Below are 17,711 nucleotides of genomic sequence, written 5' to 3' on the forward strand. Positions count from 1 at the left end.
GATGGCTATCCTGCCAGACCATAAAGCGCCCGCACCATGGCGTTCGATTTCTGGCCAGGGAGAATCCCGAACTCCATCTGATTCATCACATACGCGTAGGCCAGGCCGTTCTCAGGATCGGCGAAGCCCAGACTCCCGCCCGCCCCGGGATGGCCAAAGGCACTCGTGGAGGGGCCGAAAGTCAGGCGGCTCTTCCGGCCATCTCTTCCCAAAGGATCTTTCATGAGACCTGCCGTGAAACTGGCCGGGAGTTTGAGCACCTCATCCGGGCCATTGGTGAGGGCCGTGCGCATCCACCGCAGCACCTTTTCGGAGAGATAGCGCTGGCCCTGCCAAAAGCCGCCCTGGGCCATCATGGCGTAGAACTTCCCGAGAGAGCGGGCCGAGCCGATGCCTCCAAATCCAGGGAATTCCGCTCGCCACACCCGAGGCTGATTCATCTCCTGCACCCCTCCCAAGCCACGCGGGGAAGCGAAGGCTCTTGCCGTGAGCGAAGCGGGATCCCCGTGGGCTTGAATGAACTCCGTGTAAAGTGCGGTCTCCTCGGCTCGGCCCGGCATGCGTCCGGGATAGAGCCTAGCCACGCGCGGCTCCTCCGCCTCGGGCAAGCCGATCCAGAAATCCAGCCGGAGGGGCGCCGCGAAGTTCCTTTGCCAATACGAGGCGAGCGATTCCCCGCCCGCCAGCCGACGCACCACCTCGTCCAAGAGAAAGCCAAAGGTCCGCGGGTGGTAGCCGTGCCGAGGCGGTTGCCAGTGGGGCGCTTGCCCCTCGAGCGCGCGGACCACTGCGGGGTAGTCGAACACGCTGGCCGCCTCGTCCAAAACCGCCAGCCCTCCCTGGTGGGAGAGCAGCTGCCCCATCGTCAAGCGGCCCGTCCGCAGCGCTGGCCAAACCTCCCCCACCGGGGTCTCCAAACCCCCGCCAGACTCATCCAAGGCGCGCAAGACGCAGGCCGAGGCCGGGCCCTTGGTCGAGGACCAAACCACCGCCAAGGTCTCCTCCGTCCAGGGTCGTTCCTGCTCCCTCTCGCACCATCCCTGGTGGAGCGAGAGCACCTCCCGGCCCTGCTTCCAAATAGAGAGCGAAGCACCGAGTTCCCGGCGTTGGGTGAAATTGTCTTCGAAAGCCTCCTTGACCGCTTCCAACTGGGCCTCGCTCGCGATCAGCATGGCATGGACTCGTCTCAGAAAACTCCCATGACAAATGAGAATTGCCCGGCAGGCTGCCCTCGTGACGACCGCCTTTGTTCTGGGAGCCGGCTTTGGCACCCGACTTCGCCCCCTGACCGAGAGCGAGCCCAAGCCCCTCTTGCCGGTCTTCCAAGTTCCCCTCCTGACGCACGCCTTCGACCAACTCCTCCGGGTCGGCTGCCAACGCTTCCTCGTCAACACCCACCACTTGGCAGATCGCTTCGCCCACCATTTCCCCGAAGCCCACTATCGCGGACGCCCCCTGCTCTTTCGCCATGAACCAGACATCCTGGAAACCGGAGGAGGCCTGGCCAATATCCGCGACCTCCTCCCTCCCGAAGAATCGATCTTCGTCTACAACGGCGATATCCTCGCCACCCTCCCGCTCGCACCGGCGCTGGCAGCGCACCAGGAAAGCGATTACCTGGCCACCCTCCTCCTCCGCAGCCAGGGCCCAGCCCGGCATCTCGCCTACCAGGAGGGTCGCGTGACCGACATCCGGGGACGCGTCGCCAACCGCCCCGGCACCCATCAATTCACCGGCATCTACCTCGTTCGCCCGGCCTTCTTCGACCTCTTGCCCGACCCGCCGGAGAAGGTCTCCGTGATCGAAGCCTTTCTGGCCGCCCTCGAAGACCGGCGTCTCGGAGGCGTGGTCATCGATGAAGGCGCTTGGCTCGACCTGGGCACGAGGGAGGCGCTTTTGGAAGCGCACCGCCAGCCTCCCCTGGCCCAGCTCCCCCCGCGCATCGCGGACGAGGCGGCCATCGCGGAAAACGTCTTCTTGGATGACGCCACCTGGATCGGCCCCCACGCCCAAGTGGGCCGGGGAGCGTCTTTGGAAAACTGCCTCCTCTGGCCAGGGGCCCAGGTGGCAGCGGGCGCGCGTCTGCGACGCTGCATTGTCAGAAGTGGAAAGTTGGCAGAAGGAAGGCAGGAAGATGTCGACTTCTAACTTCCCCACCCTCCTGGCAGCCACCCGCCGTGCCTTCTCGCTGGAGGAGGGAGCCGCGCTCCAGCTCGAACCCATTTTGAAAGGGGGCTCCGATCGCGCCTACTACCGGATCACCGGCGTCCAGCCCTGCATCCTCTCCGTCTACGGAACCGAGCGCCAGGAGAACGAATCCTTTGCCCCGCTCACTCATTTTTTGGCAGAACGGGTCGGGGTCCCCGTTCCCCAGATCTTGGCCCAAGACCTCAAGGCTCGTCGCCTTTGGCTACAGGATCTGGGCGAAACCGATCTCTACGCCCTCGCCCAAAGCCAAAGCGAAGATCGCCTCAAGGCCTGTGCCTCCGCCCTGACTCACGTGGCCCGGCTCCACCGCTTCCCCCTCGCGCAGACGGACGACCTCGGGAGCCATGTCCAACTCGCCTTCGACAACCTTCTCTACCAATGGGAGCAGGACTATTTCTTCAATGAATTCGTGATTCCCTTCAGCCAACTCAAAGAAGAAAGCATCGCCTCGCTACGAGAACACCCGGAGCTGGCCCGCCTCCGGGACGACTTGGCGGCCCTACCACGCTGCTTGGTACATCGGGACTTCCAGAGCCACAACCTGATCTGGCACCAAGGCCAGACCTGGTTCATCGACTACCAGGGACTCCGTCCCGGCCGGGGAGAATACGATCTCGCTTCTTTCCTCTATGATCCCTACGTCGATTTTACCGAAAACGAACGCAGCCAACTTCTCGCGGTCTACCAAGAAGCGCTCGCGCAGGAGGTGAATCCCTCGCTCCTGCGCGACTGCGCGCTCCAGCGCCTCATGCAAGCGCTCGGGGCCTACGGCTATCTCTCCTTGAAAAAGGGCAAGACCGCCTTTTTGGAACACATTCCCCCTGCCCTCGAGCGCCTCCGGCTCGTCCTCGCCGAAAGCCCGCTCTCCTCCACTCCCCTCGGCACCCTCCGTTTTGAAACCCTCCGCCATGAGCCTTTCCGATCTTCTGCCTGAAGGCCCTACCGGTCCCTCGGCGCAAATCCTCAACCCCTATCCATGGATCGACGGCGGTCGCTATCCAGTCAAACGCACCGTGGGCGAGAAACTCGAAGTCTACGCCGACGTCTTTCGCGATGGCCATGACCTCGTGGCCGCCGCCCTCTGCTATCGCCCAGCAGGGGACAGCCAATGGCGCGAGTCGGACTTCCGGCCGCTAGAGCAGGACCGTTGGGGCGGGCAGCTCCGGTTCCCCGAGGTCGGCGCTTGGGAATACACCATCGTGGCCTGGCCCGATGACATCGGCACCTGGCTGCGCGACTTCCAGAAGAAACTGGACGCCGGGCTGGCCGATCTTTCCGTCGAAATCGAAGAAGGGGCGCTCCTCTTGGAAACCTCGGCTCGCCTCGCCAGCCAAGTCGGCCACTCCCCAGCCGCCGAGCAGCTGGCCACGGCCGCCCAAGCCCTCCGCCTGAGCGCCCCGGCGGAAAGTAGGGAGCTGATCTTAGCCGAGCCCCTGCCCTCCCTCTGGAAGCGCTACCCCGATCGGCGCCTGGCCACCTTCCACCCGATCATGCGAGCCTACGTGGAATCGGAACGGGCCCGGTTTTCGGCCTGGTATGAATTCTTCCCGCGCAATGCCCACCATGATGGCCAGACCCATGGCACCTTTCGGGATTGTCTCCCGATGCTCGACCACGCGGCCCGGCTCGGCTTCGACGTGGTCTACCTCCCGCCCATCCACCCCATCGGCCAGACCAATCGGAAAGGAAAAAACAACACCAAAACGGCTGAGCCAGACGACGTCGGATCCCCCTGGGCCATCGGGGGGCCGGCCGGCGGGCACTACGAGGTCGAACCGGCCCTCGGCTCGGTGGACGACTTCGTATGGCTGGTGCAGCAAGCCAAAGCGCGTGGGCTCGAGATCGCCCTGGACTACGCCCTCAATTGCTCGCCCGACCACCCCTACGTCACCCAGCATCCCGACTGGTTCCAACAGCGGCCCGATGGCTCGATCAAATTCGCGGAAAACCCGCCCAAGAAATACGAAGACATCTACCCGCTCAACTTCCACTGCGCGGACTGGAAAAACCTCTGGCAAGAGCTGACCCGGATTGTGCTCTGCTGGTGCGAGCGCGGCGTCCGCCTCTACCGAGTAGACAATCCGCACACCAAACCGGTCGCCTTTTGGGAATACCTCATCGCGACCGTCCGCCGCCGCTTTCCCGATACCCTCTTTCTCTCCGAAGCCTTCACCCAACCCCGCATGATGCAGGTCTTGGGCAAGGCCGGGTTCAGCCAAAGCTACACCTACTTCACTTGGCGCACTTCCAAGCAGGAGCTCATCGACTATGTGAACGAGCTGACCCAAGGGCCCATGAAAGACTTCTACCGAGCCAACTTTTGGCCGAACACCCCCGACATCCTGGCCTACGAACTCTGGAATGCCCCGCGCGAAAAGTTCATGATCCGGGCCTTCCTGGCGGCCACCCTCTCGCCCAGTTGGGGAATCTACTCCGGCTTCGAACTCTGCGAAAACCAACCCCTCCCGCCGAAAGAGGAATACCTTCACTCAGAGAAATACCAGTTGGTTGCACGGGATTGGGAAGAGCCGGGGCATATAGGCGATTTCATCCAGCGCCTCAATCAAATCCGCCGCCGCCAACCGGCACTCCAGGAATACACCAATGTCGGTTTCTGCCGCGTTGCCAATGACCAGCTCTTGGCCTACACCCGGATGGCCAGCGAAACCGGCTCCCCCCTCCTTCTCATTGTCAATCTGGACCCCGAGAGGAAACAAGAAGGAACCGTCCACTTGGAATCGCTCGGCCTCGCTCCCGGCCAGCGCTTCACCGTGCGCGATCTTCTGACCGGCAAGCACTACTCTTGGAGCGGACCGGAAAATTACGTCGCCCTCGACCCCGAAAAAGCCGTGGCCCACCTCTTCGAACTCTCTCTCCCCTAAGCCCTCCATGTCCCCCCGCCGCCCCCACCACCAGCCAGCTCTCCGGCTCTCGGCCGGCCTCGCGCTTCTCCTCTTCCTCCCTCTCCCGACCACCCAGGCCGAAGAAACAGACTCAGGCAGCGGCCAGCAGGTGCGCCACCGCCTCGCCATCCTGGCCGACATGGGGAACGAAGCGGACGAAGAACAGCAAATAGCCCACATGCTGATGAACAGCAATGAGTTCGACCTTGAAGCGCTCATCGCTGTAACCGGCATTTTCCTCCGTCCAGAAAGCCGCATCCCCTATCGCCAAAAACTCCATCCCGAGCTCTTCCAGGAACTCATCGATGCCTACGAAAAAGTGCTGCCCAACCTCCGGCTGCACGCCAGCGGCTGGCCGGAACCGGCCTACCTCCGCTCCATCGTCACCACCGGGCAGACTGGCTACGGCATCGACGACGTCGGCCCCGGGAAAGCCAGCCCCGGCTCCTTGCGGCTGATGGAGCTGCTGCAAAAAGAAGACCCGCGGCCCCTCTGGCTCGTGGTGAACGCCGGCTCCAACACCCTCGCCCAAGCCCTCCTCGATCTAGAAGCCGAACTCGAGTCCGAGCCGGTTCGATTCGCCGAACTCCTCGGCCGCCTGCGGATTTACGAAAACGGAGCCCAAGACAACGCCGGAGCCTGGCTCTGCGCCCGCTATCCCGACCTTCACTGGATCCGGAGCAACTTCCAAACCTACTCCTTCGGGGGGCCGAAGGCCGACATCGGACCGCACTTCTGGCAACCCTACGACTACAGCCCGGATGGGCAAGACGACTGGCTCAAAGAGCACGTCCGGACGGGCCATGGAGCGCTGGGCGATCGCTACCCGCAGCGTCTTTTGAATGAGCGGGTCTGGTTCATGGAAGGCGGTGGCACCATTCCTTGGCTGGGCCTCGTCAACAAAGGGCTCTTCGACATCAATGAGCCTTCCTGGGGTGGCTGGGGCGGACGCTTCACCCGCGAGAAGATCAAAAACGTCTGGTCCCGCCATCCCAAGATCAAGCGAGATGAACGCCAAAGCGCCCCCTTCTTCGCCCATAGCGATGCCGCGGACACCTGGCTCAATCCACTTTCGGGGGAAACCATCACGGGCGAATTCGTGCCGGTCTGGCGATGGCGACCCGCCATGTATGCCAATCTCCAATGTCGCATGGACTGGTGCGTCCAGCCCTACGAAGAAGCCAACCACCATCCGGTAGCCGCTCTCGGCTCCGACCGGAGCGACACCATCCTCCGCCAGGCCGCCCAACCGGGATCGACCCTCCACTTCGACGCCTCGCTCAGCCAAGACCCGGATGGCGATTCTCTGGAATTCTCTTGGTGGCACTACCGAGAAGCCGGGACCTACCCGCAGCCCCTCCTCCTGGTCGACCCCGCCTCCGCCTCCCTCTCGCTGGAAATCCCTCAGGACGCCGCCGGGACCCAGATCCACCTCATCTTGGAGGTGCGCGACCAGAACCCCATCGCTTCGCTCTCCGACTACCGCCGTCTCGTCATCGACGTGCCCGCGGAGCCGATCGATTGAACCCCAGCCCGCCCTCCCCCAGCCCCACCCTGAGCTTGCCACAGCCCGAACTCCGCTTCACTCGCTCCGCCTGGGCCAGCCTCTTGGGTCTTCTGGCAGCGGGCTTTTTTTGTGGAGCCATGGTGGGGAGCGCTTGGGCCTTCCACTTGCAAACCGAGCGAGGGGAATTCGGCCTTCTCTCCTGGCTGGCCATCGTGGGACCGATTGCCTCCGCCAGCACCCTCCTCTGGCTCTCCCGTTGGCTGGCCAAACGCACCTACCTCCTCCTCTCGGGAGTAGGCGTGGAAGTCTTCCCCCTCTTCAAACCGGAAGACAGATTGGAAGTCTTTCCCTGGGATGAAGTCGCCGAGGCGCGCGTCCTGGAATCCCCACGCGCCCTCCATCTCACCTTGGCCTCCCAAGCCGAATTTCGCATTCCCCTGGGAGCGCTCCGTCCCGATTCCTGCCAGCTCCTCCAGACCGCCGTGGCCGGTCGCACGCGAGAGCTTCAGGAGCGGGCCAAAAAACCGTAATCCCAAGCAGCCACCTCAGACCAACAAGAAAAGCACCAAACGGATTTCCCCCCCTGAAACCTGAACCCCGAAACCTAATCCAACCCCCCCCCCCCACGAAGCTTTTTCTTAAAGAAGCGACCCCACCGTCCCGGCTTGCCCTCGCTCTCAGGGTCCTCCACGCGACCCAAGACCAGCTCCCGGCCCTCCGGCCCCAGCACGAAATCGTAGCGGGCGGAAGCGCCTCCCGGCTCCACCAGCACCTCCAAGGCCCATCGCAAGGAAATCAGCGTGCCGGAAAAGCTGAAGGGCCCGTTCGGCAGAAGAAACTGGAAAGCCCTTTCTCCGCTGGGAGGGAGCTGGGGCCATTCCTCCTTCGCGAGCAAGCCGACATCTCGGCTGCCCTGGCCCTCGGTGAACCAAAAAAGACGCAGCTCAGCTGAATCCGCGGCCGCGCCCGACCAGCGCACCAGGCCGCTGATTTCCTCGCCCGGCGTGTAGGCCCTGTGATCCAAGGGAATAGCGAACTCGATCTTCATAGCCGCTCTTGGCTCAGCTTGGCCGCTCGCACGGCAATCTCATACTCATCGTGCACATCCGGCCACCAGCGGATGGCGCCGCGCACCCGCAGTCGCCACCGAATCTGATTGTTTTCCGCCCGGAAGCTAGGAGGGCTTGTCAGGGGGAGCGAAAGGATGCCGCGGCCTTCCCGGCGAGCCGCCTCCGTCTGGGCATCCACCAGCTTCTCCTCGAAGAAAATCTGCTTGTCGAGCACCGTATCCTCCCCCCGCTGGAAGCGCGCCTCTTCTTCTCCCACCAAGTAAACGCGCAAGGAGCGCAACCTCGCGACCCCCGAGGAAACCCGCCAACGCCACTCCGTCTCCTCACCCAGAATCAGCCCCCCGGGGCGAAGACTGAGCACGGGGGAAGGATTGACAGCCGCTCCCAAGCGGTAGCAGGCATGCAGAATCAGACCGAGTCCCACCAGGACGAAGGGCACCAAAAAAAGCGTGAGAAACCAATCCGGGCTCCCGCTCTTCCAAGCCTGCCAGACCTCGCTCAAAAAGACGGACAGGATGCCATTCCAGAAAATCGCCGCCCCCCAGGCGCCCGCCACCCAGAGCAGGCGCTTCTTGCTCGGAGCCAGCGTCTTGACAGCCGGAAGCTCCTCCTCGCTCCCTCCTTCCTTGGCCAACGAGGCCTCCCGCTGTTCAGCCGCTCTCTTTTTCCCAAACCAAAGCCAGCCCCCCACTCCGAAAGCCAGGAAGGGAAGCGGAAACAAAACCGTGACCCAACTCCACCCCGCGAACTCTCGCTCCAGCAAGGCCTTCCAAGGTTTCTCAGGATCGACGTAGCACACGATCTCCTTCCCGCGGGGAAACTGCCGGACCTTCCGCTGCTTGCTGGCCCGGCCACTGGAAGAGCCTTTTGCCAAGCTCACTGAATTGCTGCGGTGGGTTTGGCCCTGGAACTGGTAGCGATAAAAAATGTCGACGCTGTAGGTCGTATTGTCCTCTCCCTCGTGGGATTTGACGCGACTCCAAATGACCGTGGCAGGCACTTCCTCCCAGCTTCGCGCGTCCAAATAGGTCGCCACCATCGGCAAAGCCAAGCCCACCAGCATCCCCAGCCCCGCCAATCCGGAGAGACTCGCCACCACCACCAGGACCCACGGGGCACCCCGCGCCGGCTCGGTCGAAGACAGCGCCTCCTCGGACGAAACGGCCGCCTTCCTCCTCCGCCACCCAACGACCCCGCCCACCAGCATCCCCCCGCCCACCACGGCAAAAACCAGCCCAAAAATCAGACCGAGCAAGCCCCCACCGGCCGAGCCCGCCAAAAGGGCGTTCTCGCTCGGGTTGGCCGGATTCACGCGGCAGACCTGGTCTCCCTCGCCCAGAAAGCGCCATCTCAGCTCAGCCAGCGCTTCATACTCGTCTTCCCGGGAATCGCTCTCGTGGCGCAAGACCCGGCCCTCCCGCCTCTCCCCCTCCCACTGGAAGTGGTAGCGGACCTTTGGATGGAAGGGCTCGTCCGCCTTGCGGTCCACCAAAATGCGGAACTCGTCCACCACGCAGGGCACCTCCTCCCAAGTCTGCGAGACCAGTGCCGTCACCAGCGATTGGCCGCTGACATAGGCAAAGAACAAGCCCGCCGCCAAAAACGGCAGCCCAAAGAGCGCCAAGCAGCCAGAGGACAACTGCCGGTTGCCCTGGGCCTTCCCCTTCGAAACCTGCCAACCCATCCCGGTATATCGCGGAAGAAAATCCCCCCCGTCAAGCAGGAGCGCTTGGCCAAGCACCGGCTGACTGGACAGACTCGGCTCGGAAGACTAGAGAACCCGGGATGAAGCTCCTCGTGTTCGACTGCGACTCCACCCTCAGCGCCATCGAGGGGGTGGATGAAATGGCGAGGCTGCGCGGCGAAGCCATCTTCGCGGAAGTGGCAGAGCTCACCACCCAAGCCATGAACGGGGAGATCCCCATCCAATCCATCTTCGCGCGGCGACTGGCCCTCATCCGCCCCGACCGCGCCCTCTGCACCCAGATCGGAGCGCTCTATCTCCAACACCTCGCGCCCGGGATCGAGGAAACCCTCCGAGTGACCCGCCAAGCCGGATGGAGCCCCCTCATCCTGAGCGGCGGATTCCGGCAAGCGATTGAACCTCTCGCGGCCGCCCTCCAGATCGAAGCCATCGAAGCCGTCCCCCTCCACTTCACACCCACCGGCGCCTACCAGGGCTTCGATCCCAGCTACCCCACCACCCGCAATGGCGGCAAACCTGAACTCATTCGCCAACTGCGGACGCGGCTCCAGCCCAGCCAGATCGTCATGGTGGGCGATGGCGTGTCCGATTGGGAAACCTCCCCCGAGGTCGATCTCTTCGTCGGCTTTGGTGGCTTCACCGCCCGCCCTGCCGTAAAAGAAAAATCCGAGGCCTTCATTCATTCCTTCGGCGAACTGCCCCCACTCTTGGAAAGGCTCCCCCTCGCCCCCGCCCGCTGACTTCCCTTCGACTCCTTTCTTGAAATCCCGTCATGCAAGCTGATCGCCCCGTCCCGCTCCTCTTTCTCCTCCTCAGTCTCCCGCTCGCCTCCTTCGCGGAAGAGAGCGAGCCCGCGCCCGAGGCCGAGCCGGAAGAGCCGACACTCCACCAAGTGGAGACCGGCGCGCTCCGCGTGGAAGTGGAAGTGAAAGCCCGCTTCGGCCCGGGCGAATCCTATCCCATCGCGGTCGACCCCGGGGCCTGGAGCAGCCTTCCCGTGCTCTCGACCCTCCGTCATGGCCAAGCGGTCCGGGAGGGGGATCCGCTCGTGACCCTCGACCTCGAGGAACTCGAAAAAGCCGTGGCCGATCTCCGATTCCAGGCCGACTCCGCCAAGCTCCAGTTCGATGCCCTCACTCTGGAAATCCAAGAGCTCAAGCAAACCCTCCCCATCCGCGAAGCCGAATTGGACAAAAACCACGAGCAAGCGCTCGCCGACTATCGCTACTTCCAAGAAGTCCAAGTCCCGCTCATGAAAGAGAGCAACCAATTCTCCCTCGAGCGCAGCCTCAATCAACTCGCCTACGAAGAAGAAGAACTCGAGCAGCTCCGCAAAATGTATGAAGCGGACGAACTGACGGAGGAAACCGAAGAAATCATCCTGCGTCGCCAAGAAGACACCGTAAAAATATTCCGCTTTTACCTCCGCAATGCCGAGACCTCGAGCGAGCGCTTCACCGAGACCTCGCTCCCGCGCATGCTGCAAGACCGCCAGCGCTCCATCGAGCTAAAAGAAATTGCTTACCAAAAGCAGAAAGCGCTCCTCGGCGGCCGGCTGGAACTGCGGGAAATCGAACTGGCCAAAGCCAAGCTCTCCCTCGATCGCACCACCAAAGAGCTGCTCCTTTTGCAAAAGGACTTGGAAGACCTCCGCAATATCGTGGCCCCCATCGATGGCTTCGTCTTCTTCGGCCAATGGGTCGAAGGGCGACTCGAAAACGCCGCCACCCTCTCCAAAAAAGTCAAACCAGCCGGCAAACTCACCCCGCGGGAAATCTTCATGACCGTGGTGGCAGCCGATGGCCCCCTCTTCCTGAGCGGCTCGGTCAAAGAAGAAGACCTCCTCTACCTCAGCACGAAAACCCCGGGGCGCGCCCGCCTGACCGCCGACCCCCAAGTCTCCTTTCCCGTGACCTTGAGCGGGATCGAAGACACCCGACAGCTCGATGGCCAGTTCGCCATCACGCTCGAGCACGAACTGCTGGAAATCGATCGCCCCCTCATCGGCCTGCAAGCCGAGATCACCCTCCTCCCAGTCGACCTCGAAGAAACCCTCGTCCTGGCCGAAGAGGCCATCCACCAAGAATGGAAAGACGGCCGCTACCAAGACTATGTTTGGTTGCAGCAGACCTCCGCTCCTCTGGAGCCCGAAGAAGGAGCCCCCTCGCAAGCGGCCGCTCCCACCACCGAAGAAGACCCTCCCGAGGCCACCCCCACCCTCCGCAAAACCTTCATCAAAACCGGAGCCCGCTCCCAAGGCCAAGTCCAAATCCTCTCCGGCTTGGCGGAAGGGGACACCGTCTCTCCCACCGGACCGCAAGACGCATGAAACGTATACTGCCGTGGCTCTCTCTCCTCCCCACGCTGGTCTGCGCGGAACTCCCGCCCCTGGAAGCGCCTCCCTCCCGCGAAGCCGTTCTCGAATCAATCGAAGCTGGGATCGACTTTCTCTTGGGTCACCAAAACCCCAACGGCTCCTTCGGCACCCCGCGCAATACCAAAGGGCTCAACATCTACGCCCCCGTGCCCGGCGCCCACCGGGCCTTCCGCACCGCCATCTCCAGCCTCTCGGTCAAAGCGCTCTTGGAAGCCCAGTCCTATCTTCCTGAGAAAGCCACCGCCATCCAAGAGGCCCTGGCCAAGGGCGAAGCCTACCTCCTCCAAGAACTCCCGAGACTCCGCCGGGCCGACCAGGAAGCCCTCTACAACATCTGGGGCCATAGCTATGGCCTGGAAAGCTTGGCGCTCCTCCATCAAAGGGCCTCCGAAGACTCCCAGAAAACGGCCCTCCTGGGAACCGCCATGGCGCAGCAAATTGATCTCCTGGGCCGCTACGAGTATGCCGGAGGGGGCTGGGGTTACTATGACTTCAACGTCGGCTCCCGCATGCCCGGGGGCAATGCCAATAGCTTCACGACCGCGACCGCTCTCCTCGCCTTGCAAGCCGCCCGCCAGCAAGGGGCGGAAGTCCCCCAAGACCTCATCGAAGGAGGGATCCGCACCATCCTACGCCAACAAAACCCCGACCTCACCTACGCCTACTCCGAACCCCACAAAATGGTGCCGCGCTACGGAATCAATCGTCCCGCCGGCAGCCTGGCTCGGTCCCAAGCGTGCAACCTGGCCCTCTTCGAACTTCAACACGAAAGCGTGCAGCCAAAGGATCTCCGAGAATGGCTAACCCGCCTCTACACCCGCTCCGGCTGGCTGGACATCGGACGCAAGCGGCCTGTGCCGCACGAAGCCTGGTTCGCCATCGCCGGCTACTTCTACTACTATGGCCAATACTACGGTGCCCGCTCCTTCGTGCATCTCTCTGCGGAAGAACGCCCGCTCTACCAGCAACACCTCGCGCTCATTCTCCTGGAATTGCAGGAAGAAGACGGCAGTTGGTGGGACTTCCCTTTCTATGATTACCACCGGGCTTACGGCACGAGTTTCGCCCTCATGTCCCTGGTTCGCTGTCTGTAATCGCCGCCCCTCATGCCGGACCCCGATATCTCATTGGACCTCAGCCAAGAGGAATTCGCCCTGCTCATCGAAATCGTCTTTCTCAGCTATTGGGTGGTCTGCGGAGGCCAAGAAGTCTGTCATGAGGAATATGGCAAAGCGGTCCAAGCCTTGGAGCAAAAGCTCTACCAGTTAGCGCACCGGCAAGGCTACCAGCAGTTGGTGGAATTCTCGAACGAGCGGAGCGAATTCGTGCCCACGGCGGCTCTCGAAGAAAACTCGCAAGCCCGAGCCGCCCTCGAATTTTTCTCCGAAGACTGCTTCTGGGAAGAACTGGTCCGCCGCTACGCCACCGTCGAAGTCATGCGCAGTATGACGCCGGAACGCTGGGAGAGTCTGGGCGATGACAAAAGACTCCAGCTCGAAAAGCAGCAAGAAGAACTCATCCGCCAAGCGGTCCAAAAACACGGCCTCCACGCCTTCGTGAGAATCTCAGCCGAAGCGGGCGGGTAGCCATCTAATACCAAGCCGCCGAATCGAGTAGCCGAAACCTGAAATCGTCACCAAATCAATCTCACTCCCCGATCCGATAAAGCGCTTCCTCAGTCCGCAAAAGCAAGCCCCCACTGAAAACGGCCGGCGAAGCCCACATGCCCCCATCCAACTCGTTCTTGGCCAACTCGCGGAAGGTCGCCCCCGCCTCAATGACCGTCGTCACTCCCCGCTCGCTGCAAAAATAAATCTTCCCATCGGCAAAGACCGGCGAGGCCGAATAGTTGCCCGGGATGCGCTCCAGCCATTGGCTCTCGCCGGTCAAAGCATCTAAGCAAGTGGCCACTCCACCATCGGTGATCACAAACAAAAGATCATTCACCAGCAGGGGCGAGGGGCGGGTCGGCATGCGACGCCATTCCCGCCAAACCACCTCGCTCGCCCCCAGCTCTCCCACCCCGTCCACTCGAACCGCCCACACCTCCGGCTTGGTGTAACCCGTTCCGAAATAAAGCAGGCCCCCTCCATAAACCGGCCGCGGGACCACGGAAAACCCGGCTCCATGATCCATTCGCCAAAGTTCCCTTCCACTCAATGGGTCATAGGAAACCAGCCATTGGGCCGCGGGAATCACCAATTGCTCCCGCCCGGCGGAGTCAATTCGCAGCGGGGTGCTGAAGGCCTTTTTCCGCATGGGCGAGTCCGTGCGCAGCGGTGGTCGGGCAGTCTTCCACACCTCCTGGCCGGTGGCCAAGTCCAAGGCCACCACAAATTGTTCATCGGTCCCATCGCAGACCAGAATCAGCAAATCGTCGACCACCATTGGGGAACTACCCGGCCCCACTTCGTGATCAATGACGTAACGCGTTTGCCACAACAGCTCCCCCGATTCGGCCGCCAAGCAAAAGGTCCCAAAGGCCCCAAAATGACAGACCACATAGCCCTCGCGAATCGCCGGGGTGGGCGAGGCGTAGCTATTCGCCTTATGCATGCCGGGCGTCTGCGGGATCGTTCCCAAGCGGATTTTTCGCTCGAGCGCCCCGGTGGCCAAGTCCACCTGCAAGGCCAGTAGCTCCTTCTCCTCCCCGGACTCCACCGCACTCGTCAGCCACACTCGCCCCTCCGCCACCACGGGCGAAGACCAGCCCCGGCCCGGGAGCGCCGTTTTCCAGCGAACGTTTCCCTGCTCACTCCACCGCACCGGCACCTTGGTGGCCCGGGAAACCCCATCGCCAGAAGGGCCTCGGAACTCTGGCCAGGAAACCTCTGCCCAGGCAGAACTGAGGAAGCAGCCGAGAAAAAGAAGCGCGCGCATCGCCCACCCTACCGGCTCGCCGGCAAGCTGCCACTCCCAAACGCTCGCCTCTTTAGGAGAATTAGGAGAACGCACTCAGGGATCGCTTTGCGATCGAATTGCTATTGCAAAGCGATTGCGTTAGAAGCCGCTTGGTCGTAACAGTCTACCTTGCCAACCTCTCCCACACGCTCTCTTTCGCCGCTCTTCCGCGATCTCTCGGCTGGCTTCAACCAGCAGATGTTTTTCTGGGGAAAGGACGCCGTCCACCCGGAGGGCAACTTGCTGGAGCGGACCGGCTTCGCCAAGCGTCCCTCCCTTGGGCTCCAAGGCACCTCCTGCTATCGGCTGCCTTGGGAAAAGGGGGCCATCGAGCTCCACGGCTCCTTCGCGGGCTGGATCGGCCAAGAAGGGGGAGGATTCTTCATTCGCCCCCTGGGTCGCTGCGTTCGCTGGCTGGACTCGGCCCCGCCCATCCCGGGACAATGGCCGAGCGAGTCCTATGCCTCCCGCGCGGACGAAGCGCTCCAGTCCGCCGTCGGTCCTCTTCTGGATTGGTGGTTGGCGCATGACGCCCACGTCGCCCAGCTGGTCGGGCCACAGCACCGGGAAAATTGCTACCGCCACTACCAAAATTTGCCAGGAACCCGCGCTTGGCTCTGCCCCGAGCTGGGCAGGGCCTGGGTCACGCGGTGGCGGGATCATTCTCAGGACTTGCCCCGGGCAAGACGCTTTGGAAAACCAGACAGCCCCCACCAGAAAACATCGCCATGAGTAAGGAAATTCTTCAGACGAGCGTGCTCATCGTAGGGGCCGGGCCAGCCGGGCTGGGGGTCTCCGCCGCCCTCAAACGCGCCGGGGTCATCGACCAATTGGTCATTGATGCGCGGGAAATCGGAGCGGCCTTTCGAAGCTGGCCCCGTCAAATGTCCCTGCTGACGCCCTCCTTTCACTCGAACGCCTTCGGCTTGACCGACCTCAACGCCATCGACCCCGAGACCTCACCCGCCGACTTCCTGCGGACCCAACATCCCGATGGCGGGCACTACGCCGAGTATCTCGAAGCCGTCGCGACCCACTATCAACTCCCCGTGCAGACGGGAACTCGAGTCACGGCCCTCAAAAAGGAAGAAACCGGCTTCCTGGCCACCACGGATCAGGGACACATCCTAGCCGACTACGTCGTCTGGACGGCTGGGCAATTCTTCCATCCCTGCGATGACGACTTCCCCGGCGCCACGCACGCCCTCCACTCCTCCCACGTGGCGGATTGGGAAACGCTCTCGGGCGAGGAATTCACCGTCATCGGCGGCTACGAGAGCGGAGTGGATGCGGCGCTCAACCTGATCGATCTTGGCAAATCCGTGCGACTCGTCTCCAAAGGCGAGCCCTGGTCCTCGGATCACCCGGACCCCTCCCGCTCGCTCAGCCCCCGCACCATGGACCGCCTGCGTGCGCTTCTGCGCCAGACCGATCGCGCCCAAAAGCTCGAATTCGTCAAAAACACCGAAATTCGGCAGATCGAAAAAGAAGCCGAGTGGTGGACCCTCCGCGATCAGGACGACATTCCGCTCGTCTCTCACACCCGACCCATCCTGGCCAACGGCTTCCACAGCGGCCTCGGCCTGGTCGAGAACCTCTTCGAGCACGATGAAAACTCGCTCCCTTGCTTCAGCGAAGAAGCGGATGAATCGACCCTCACCCCTGGGCTCTTCTACTCCGGCCCCTCCCTCGTCCACCGCAACTCGCTCTTCTGCTTCATCTATAAATTCCGAGCCCGCTTTGGCGTCATCGCTCACGAAATCGCCACTCGCCTCGGTAAGCCAGAAGTCGATGAAAAGCTCCTCCCTTACCTCAAGGCCGGCTTCATGAACTCCGATCTCGACTGCTGCACGAACTGTGAATGCGCCATCGAGCCGACCGAGACCGCGCCCGAACCTTCCGCCTTCGCCTCGTGACCCTCTCGCCCAACGCCACCGCCATCCTTCTCCCGCTCGCGGTCCTGCCCGGCCTGGCCCTCGGCCTCCTCTCCCCGGCCGCCGGGGAAGCTCTCGGGGCCGTCATCGACCCCCTCGTGCTGAGCTTGCTGGTCTTGCTCTTCTTTGAAGTCCGCTTTCAACCGCTCCTGAAGGCCACCCGCCACCTGCGTTTCCTCTCCCTCGCCTGGGCCGCCAATTTCCTGCTCATCCCGCTCCTCGGATGGGGCATCGCCTCGCTCTTCTTCGGGAACCAACCCGCCCTCTTTGCCGGACTGCTTCTCTACTTCCTCTTTCCTTGCACCGATTGGTTCCTCGGATTCACCCGCATGGCCAAGGGCGATGTCGCGCTCGGCGCCGTCCTCTTGCCGATCAATTTGCTCTCCCAGCTCCTCCTCTTCCCCGTCTACCTAACGCTCTTCATTGGCACGCCGAGCGGGAGCGGAGTGAGCGGCCTCTGGGGCAGTCTCTGGCAATGGTTCCTCCTCCCCTTCGCTGGGGCCCTCCTCTTGCGTTTCCTTCTCTCCCGCCTCCTATCCCCCACCCGCTTTGAAACGCTGCCGCGCTTGGCTGGTTCGCTCGTCCCTTGGATCCTGGCGGCCCTCGTCTGCTGCGTCTTCGGACAGCACGCCCCCACTCTTCTGGCTCATCCCGGGGAGCTGGCCTTCATCCTGCCGGCCGTCTTTCTCTTTTTCCTGGTCACCTGGTTGCTGGGAGAATTCTTGGCCCGCCGTTTCCGCTTGGCCCACGGGCAAAAGGTCTTGCTGGCCATGACGACCGCCGCCCGCAACACCCCTCTCGTCCTCGGGCTCACCATGATCGCCCTCCCCGACCAGCCGCTCATCTACGCCGCGCTCATCCTTGGCATGCTGGTGGAATTCCCCCACCTGACCGCCCTCTCCCGCCTCCTCTCCAAAGAAGAAAGCCAAGACACCGCCCCTCCCCAAGCCGCCGCCACCACGTCCTAATACCAAGCTGCAGAATTGGCTGGTAGAATGGCCGAGTGGATTTCGGGCCAGACCAAGGCGCGACGAGGGCGCGGTGCAGGCACCGTAACCGAGGAGCAACGCTGGGCTGGCTCGAAAGACACCGGCTCTCCCTTCCCC

The 17,711-nt window shown here is 62.7% G+C and carries 16 protein-coding genes; 12 read left to right on the forward strand and 4 right to left on the reverse strand.

Annotation, left to right across the window (positions count from 1 at the left end):
* Positions 1 to 5: 5 nt before the first annotated feature.
* On the reverse strand, positions 6 to 1,172 hold the full coding sequence (locus AAF555_09725; protein ID MEM6911846.1) for a serine hydrolase domain-containing protein: 1,167 nt from the start codon (positions 1,170 to 1,172) through the stop codon (positions 6 to 8).
* A 34-nt stretch (positions 1,173 to 1,206) separates the two neighbouring features.
* Between AAF555_09725 and AAF555_09730 the strand changes: the two genes are divergently transcribed.
* The 5 genes from AAF555_09730 to AAF555_09750 are packed head-to-tail and all read left to right on the forward strand — an operon-like array spanning position 1,207 to position 7,148.
* Positions 1,207 to 2,148, forward strand: coding sequence for a sugar phosphate nucleotidyltransferase (locus AAF555_09730; GenBank protein ID MEM6911847.1), 942 nt, complete (start codon positions 1,207 to 1,209; stop codon positions 2,146 to 2,148).
* Positions 2,135 to 3,142, forward strand: coding sequence for a phosphotransferase (locus AAF555_09735; GenBank protein ID MEM6911848.1), 1,008 nt, complete (start codon positions 2,135 to 2,137; stop codon positions 3,140 to 3,142). The genes AAF555_09730 and AAF555_09735 overlap by 14 nt, the downstream gene beginning before the upstream one ends.
* Complete coding sequence (locus AAF555_09740) at positions 3,117 to 5,090, forward strand: alpha-1,4-glucan--maltose-1-phosphate maltosyltransferase (GenBank protein ID MEM6911849.1); 1,974 nt, start codon at positions 3,117 to 3,119, stop codon at positions 5,088 to 5,090. Before AAF555_09735 ends, AAF555_09740 begins: the two co-directional genes overlap by 26 nt.
* Positions 5,091 to 5,097: 7 nt before the next feature.
* On the forward strand, positions 5,098 to 6,636 hold the full coding sequence (locus tag AAF555_09745) for a nucleoside hydrolase-like domain-containing protein (GenBank protein MEM6911850.1): 1,539 nt from the start codon (positions 5,098 to 5,100) through the stop codon (positions 6,634 to 6,636).
* The gene (locus tag AAF555_09750) at positions 6,633 to 7,148 is read left to right on the forward strand and encodes a hypothetical protein (GenBank protein ID MEM6911851.1); all 516 of its coding nucleotides are present in this window, start codon (positions 6,633 to 6,635) and stop codon (positions 7,146 to 7,148) included. Before AAF555_09745 ends, AAF555_09750 begins: the two co-directional genes overlap by 4 nt.
* A gap of 74 nt (positions 7,149 to 7,222) precedes the next feature.
* On the opposite strand, the gene AAF555_09755 is transcribed toward AAF555_09750, so the two are convergent.
* Together AAF555_09755 and AAF555_09760 are read right to left on the reverse strand one after the other, a co-directional pair.
* Positions 7,223 to 7,666 (reverse strand): hypothetical protein, encoded by a 444-nt coding sequence (locus AAF555_09755; protein MEM6911852.1) that lies wholly within the window; start codon positions 7,664 to 7,666, stop codon positions 7,223 to 7,225.
* Positions 7,663 to 9,372 (reverse strand): DUF3592 domain-containing protein, encoded by a 1,710-nt coding sequence (locus AAF555_09760; GenBank protein ID MEM6911853.1) that lies wholly within the window; start codon positions 9,370 to 9,372, stop codon positions 7,663 to 7,665. The genes AAF555_09755 and AAF555_09760 overlap by 4 nt, the downstream gene beginning before the upstream one ends.
* A 101-nt stretch (positions 9,373 to 9,473) precedes the next feature.
* On the opposite strand from AAF555_09760, the gene AAF555_09765 reads away from it, so the two are divergent.
* The 4 genes from AAF555_09765 to AAF555_09780 are packed head-to-tail and all read left to right on the forward strand — an operon-like array spanning position 9,474 to position 13,356.
* Complete coding sequence (locus tag AAF555_09765) at positions 9,474 to 10,133, forward strand: HAD-IB family phosphatase (GenBank protein MEM6911854.1); 660 nt, start codon at positions 9,474 to 9,476, stop codon at positions 10,131 to 10,133.
* A gap of 32 nt (positions 10,134 to 10,165) precedes the next feature.
* Entirely contained in the window at positions 10,166 to 11,722 is a 1,557-nt protein-coding gene (locus AAF555_09770; GenBank protein ID MEM6911855.1) for a hypothetical protein, read from the forward strand.
* A complete protein-coding gene (locus AAF555_09775) occupies positions 11,719 to 12,864 on the forward strand; it encodes a hypothetical protein (GenBank protein MEM6911856.1) in 1,146 nt (381 codons plus the stop codon). The genes AAF555_09770 and AAF555_09775 overlap by 4 nt, the downstream gene beginning before the upstream one ends.
* Positions 12,865 to 12,876: 12 nt before the next feature.
* Entirely contained in the window at positions 12,877 to 13,356 is a 480-nt protein-coding gene (locus AAF555_09780; protein MEM6911857.1) for a hypothetical protein, read from the forward strand.
* A gap of 61 nt (positions 13,357 to 13,417) precedes the next feature.
* Here AAF555_09780 and AAF555_09785 read toward each other — a convergent pair whose 3' ends face one another.
* Positions 13,418 to 14,650, reverse strand: coding sequence for a PQQ-binding-like beta-propeller repeat protein (locus tag AAF555_09785; protein MEM6911858.1), 1,233 nt, complete (start codon positions 14,648 to 14,650; stop codon positions 13,418 to 13,420).
* A gap of 150 nt (positions 14,651 to 14,800) precedes the next feature.
* On the opposite strand from AAF555_09785, the gene AAF555_09790 reads away from it, so the two are divergent.
* Genes AAF555_09790 through AAF555_09800 form a run of 3 tightly spaced genes read left to right on the forward strand, consistent with a single transcriptional unit; the run spans position 14,801 to position 17,573 of the window.
* Positions 14,801 to 15,403, forward strand: a complete 603-nt coding sequence (locus tag AAF555_09790) for a hypothetical protein (protein ID MEM6911859.1) — start codon at positions 14,801 to 14,803, stop codon at positions 15,401 to 15,403.
* The gene (locus AAF555_09795; protein ID MEM6911860.1) at positions 15,400 to 16,587 is read left to right on the forward strand and encodes an NAD(P)/FAD-dependent oxidoreductase; all 1,188 of its coding nucleotides are present in this window, start codon (positions 15,400 to 15,402) and stop codon (positions 16,585 to 16,587) included. Before AAF555_09790 ends, AAF555_09795 begins: the two co-directional genes overlap by 4 nt.
* Positions 16,533 to 17,573 carry a hypothetical protein gene (locus AAF555_09800; protein MEM6911861.1) on the forward strand — a complete coding sequence of 347 codons (1,041 nt, stop codon included), beginning with the start codon at positions 16,533 to 16,535 and terminating at the stop codon, positions 17,571 to 17,573. The genes AAF555_09795 and AAF555_09800 overlap by 55 nt, the downstream gene beginning before the upstream one ends.
* Positions 17,574 to 17,711 lie beyond the last annotated feature (138 nt).

Source organism: Verrucomicrobiota bacterium, assembly GCA_039027815.1.
In the GTDB taxonomy this organism is placed as follows: domain Bacteria; phylum Verrucomicrobiota; class Verrucomicrobiia; order Verrucomicrobiales; family JBCCJK01; genus JBCCJK01.

Coding starts and splice junctions, on each gene's coding strand:
- AAF555_09795 (MEM6911860.1), top strand. CDS start 15,400: ATGAGTAAGGAAATTCTTCAGACGAGCGTGCTCATCGTAGGGGCCGGG.
- AAF555_09745 (MEM6911850.1), top strand. CDS start 5,098: ATGTCCCCCCGCCGCCCCCACCACCAGCCAGCTCTCCGGCTCTCGGCC.
- AAF555_09800 (MEM6911861.1), top strand. CDS start 16,533: ATGCGCCATCGAGCCGACCGAGACCGCGCCCGAACCTTCCGCCTTCGC.
- AAF555_09760 (MEM6911853.1), bottom strand. CDS start 9,372: ATGGGTTGGCAGGTTTCGAAGGGGAAGGCCCAGGGCAACCGGCAGTTG.
- AAF555_09770 (MEM6911855.1), top strand. CDS start 10,166: ATGCAAGCTGATCGCCCCGTCCCGCTCCTCTTTCTCCTCCTCAGTCTC.
- AAF555_09785 (MEM6911858.1), bottom strand. CDS start 14,650: ATGCGCGCGCTTCTTTTTCTCGGCTGCTTCCTCAGTTCTGCCTGGGCA.
- AAF555_09755 (MEM6911852.1), bottom strand. CDS start 7,666: ATGAAGATCGAGTTCGCTATTCCCTTGGATCACAGGGCCTACACGCCG.
- AAF555_09730 (MEM6911847.1), top strand. CDS start 1,207: ATGAGAATTGCCCGGCAGGCTGCCCTCGTGACGACCGCCTTTGTTCTG.
- AAF555_09780 (MEM6911857.1), top strand. CDS start 12,877: ATGCCGGACCCCGATATCTCATTGGACCTCAGCCAAGAGGAATTCGCC.
- AAF555_09725 (MEM6911846.1), bottom strand. CDS start 1,172: ATGCTGATCGCGAGCGAGGCCCAGTTGGAAGCGGTCAAGGAGGCTTTC.
- AAF555_09740 (MEM6911849.1), top strand. CDS start 3,117: ATGAGCCTTTCCGATCTTCTGCCTGAAGGCCCTACCGGTCCCTCGGCG.
- AAF555_09765 (MEM6911854.1), top strand. CDS start 9,474: ATGAAGCTCCTCGTGTTCGACTGCGACTCCACCCTCAGCGCCATCGAG.
- AAF555_09775 (MEM6911856.1), top strand. CDS start 11,719: ATGAAACGTATACTGCCGTGGCTCTCTCTCCTCCCCACGCTGGTCTGC.
- AAF555_09735 (MEM6911848.1), top strand. CDS start 2,135: ATGTCGACTTCTAACTTCCCCACCCTCCTGGCAGCCACCCGCCGTGCC.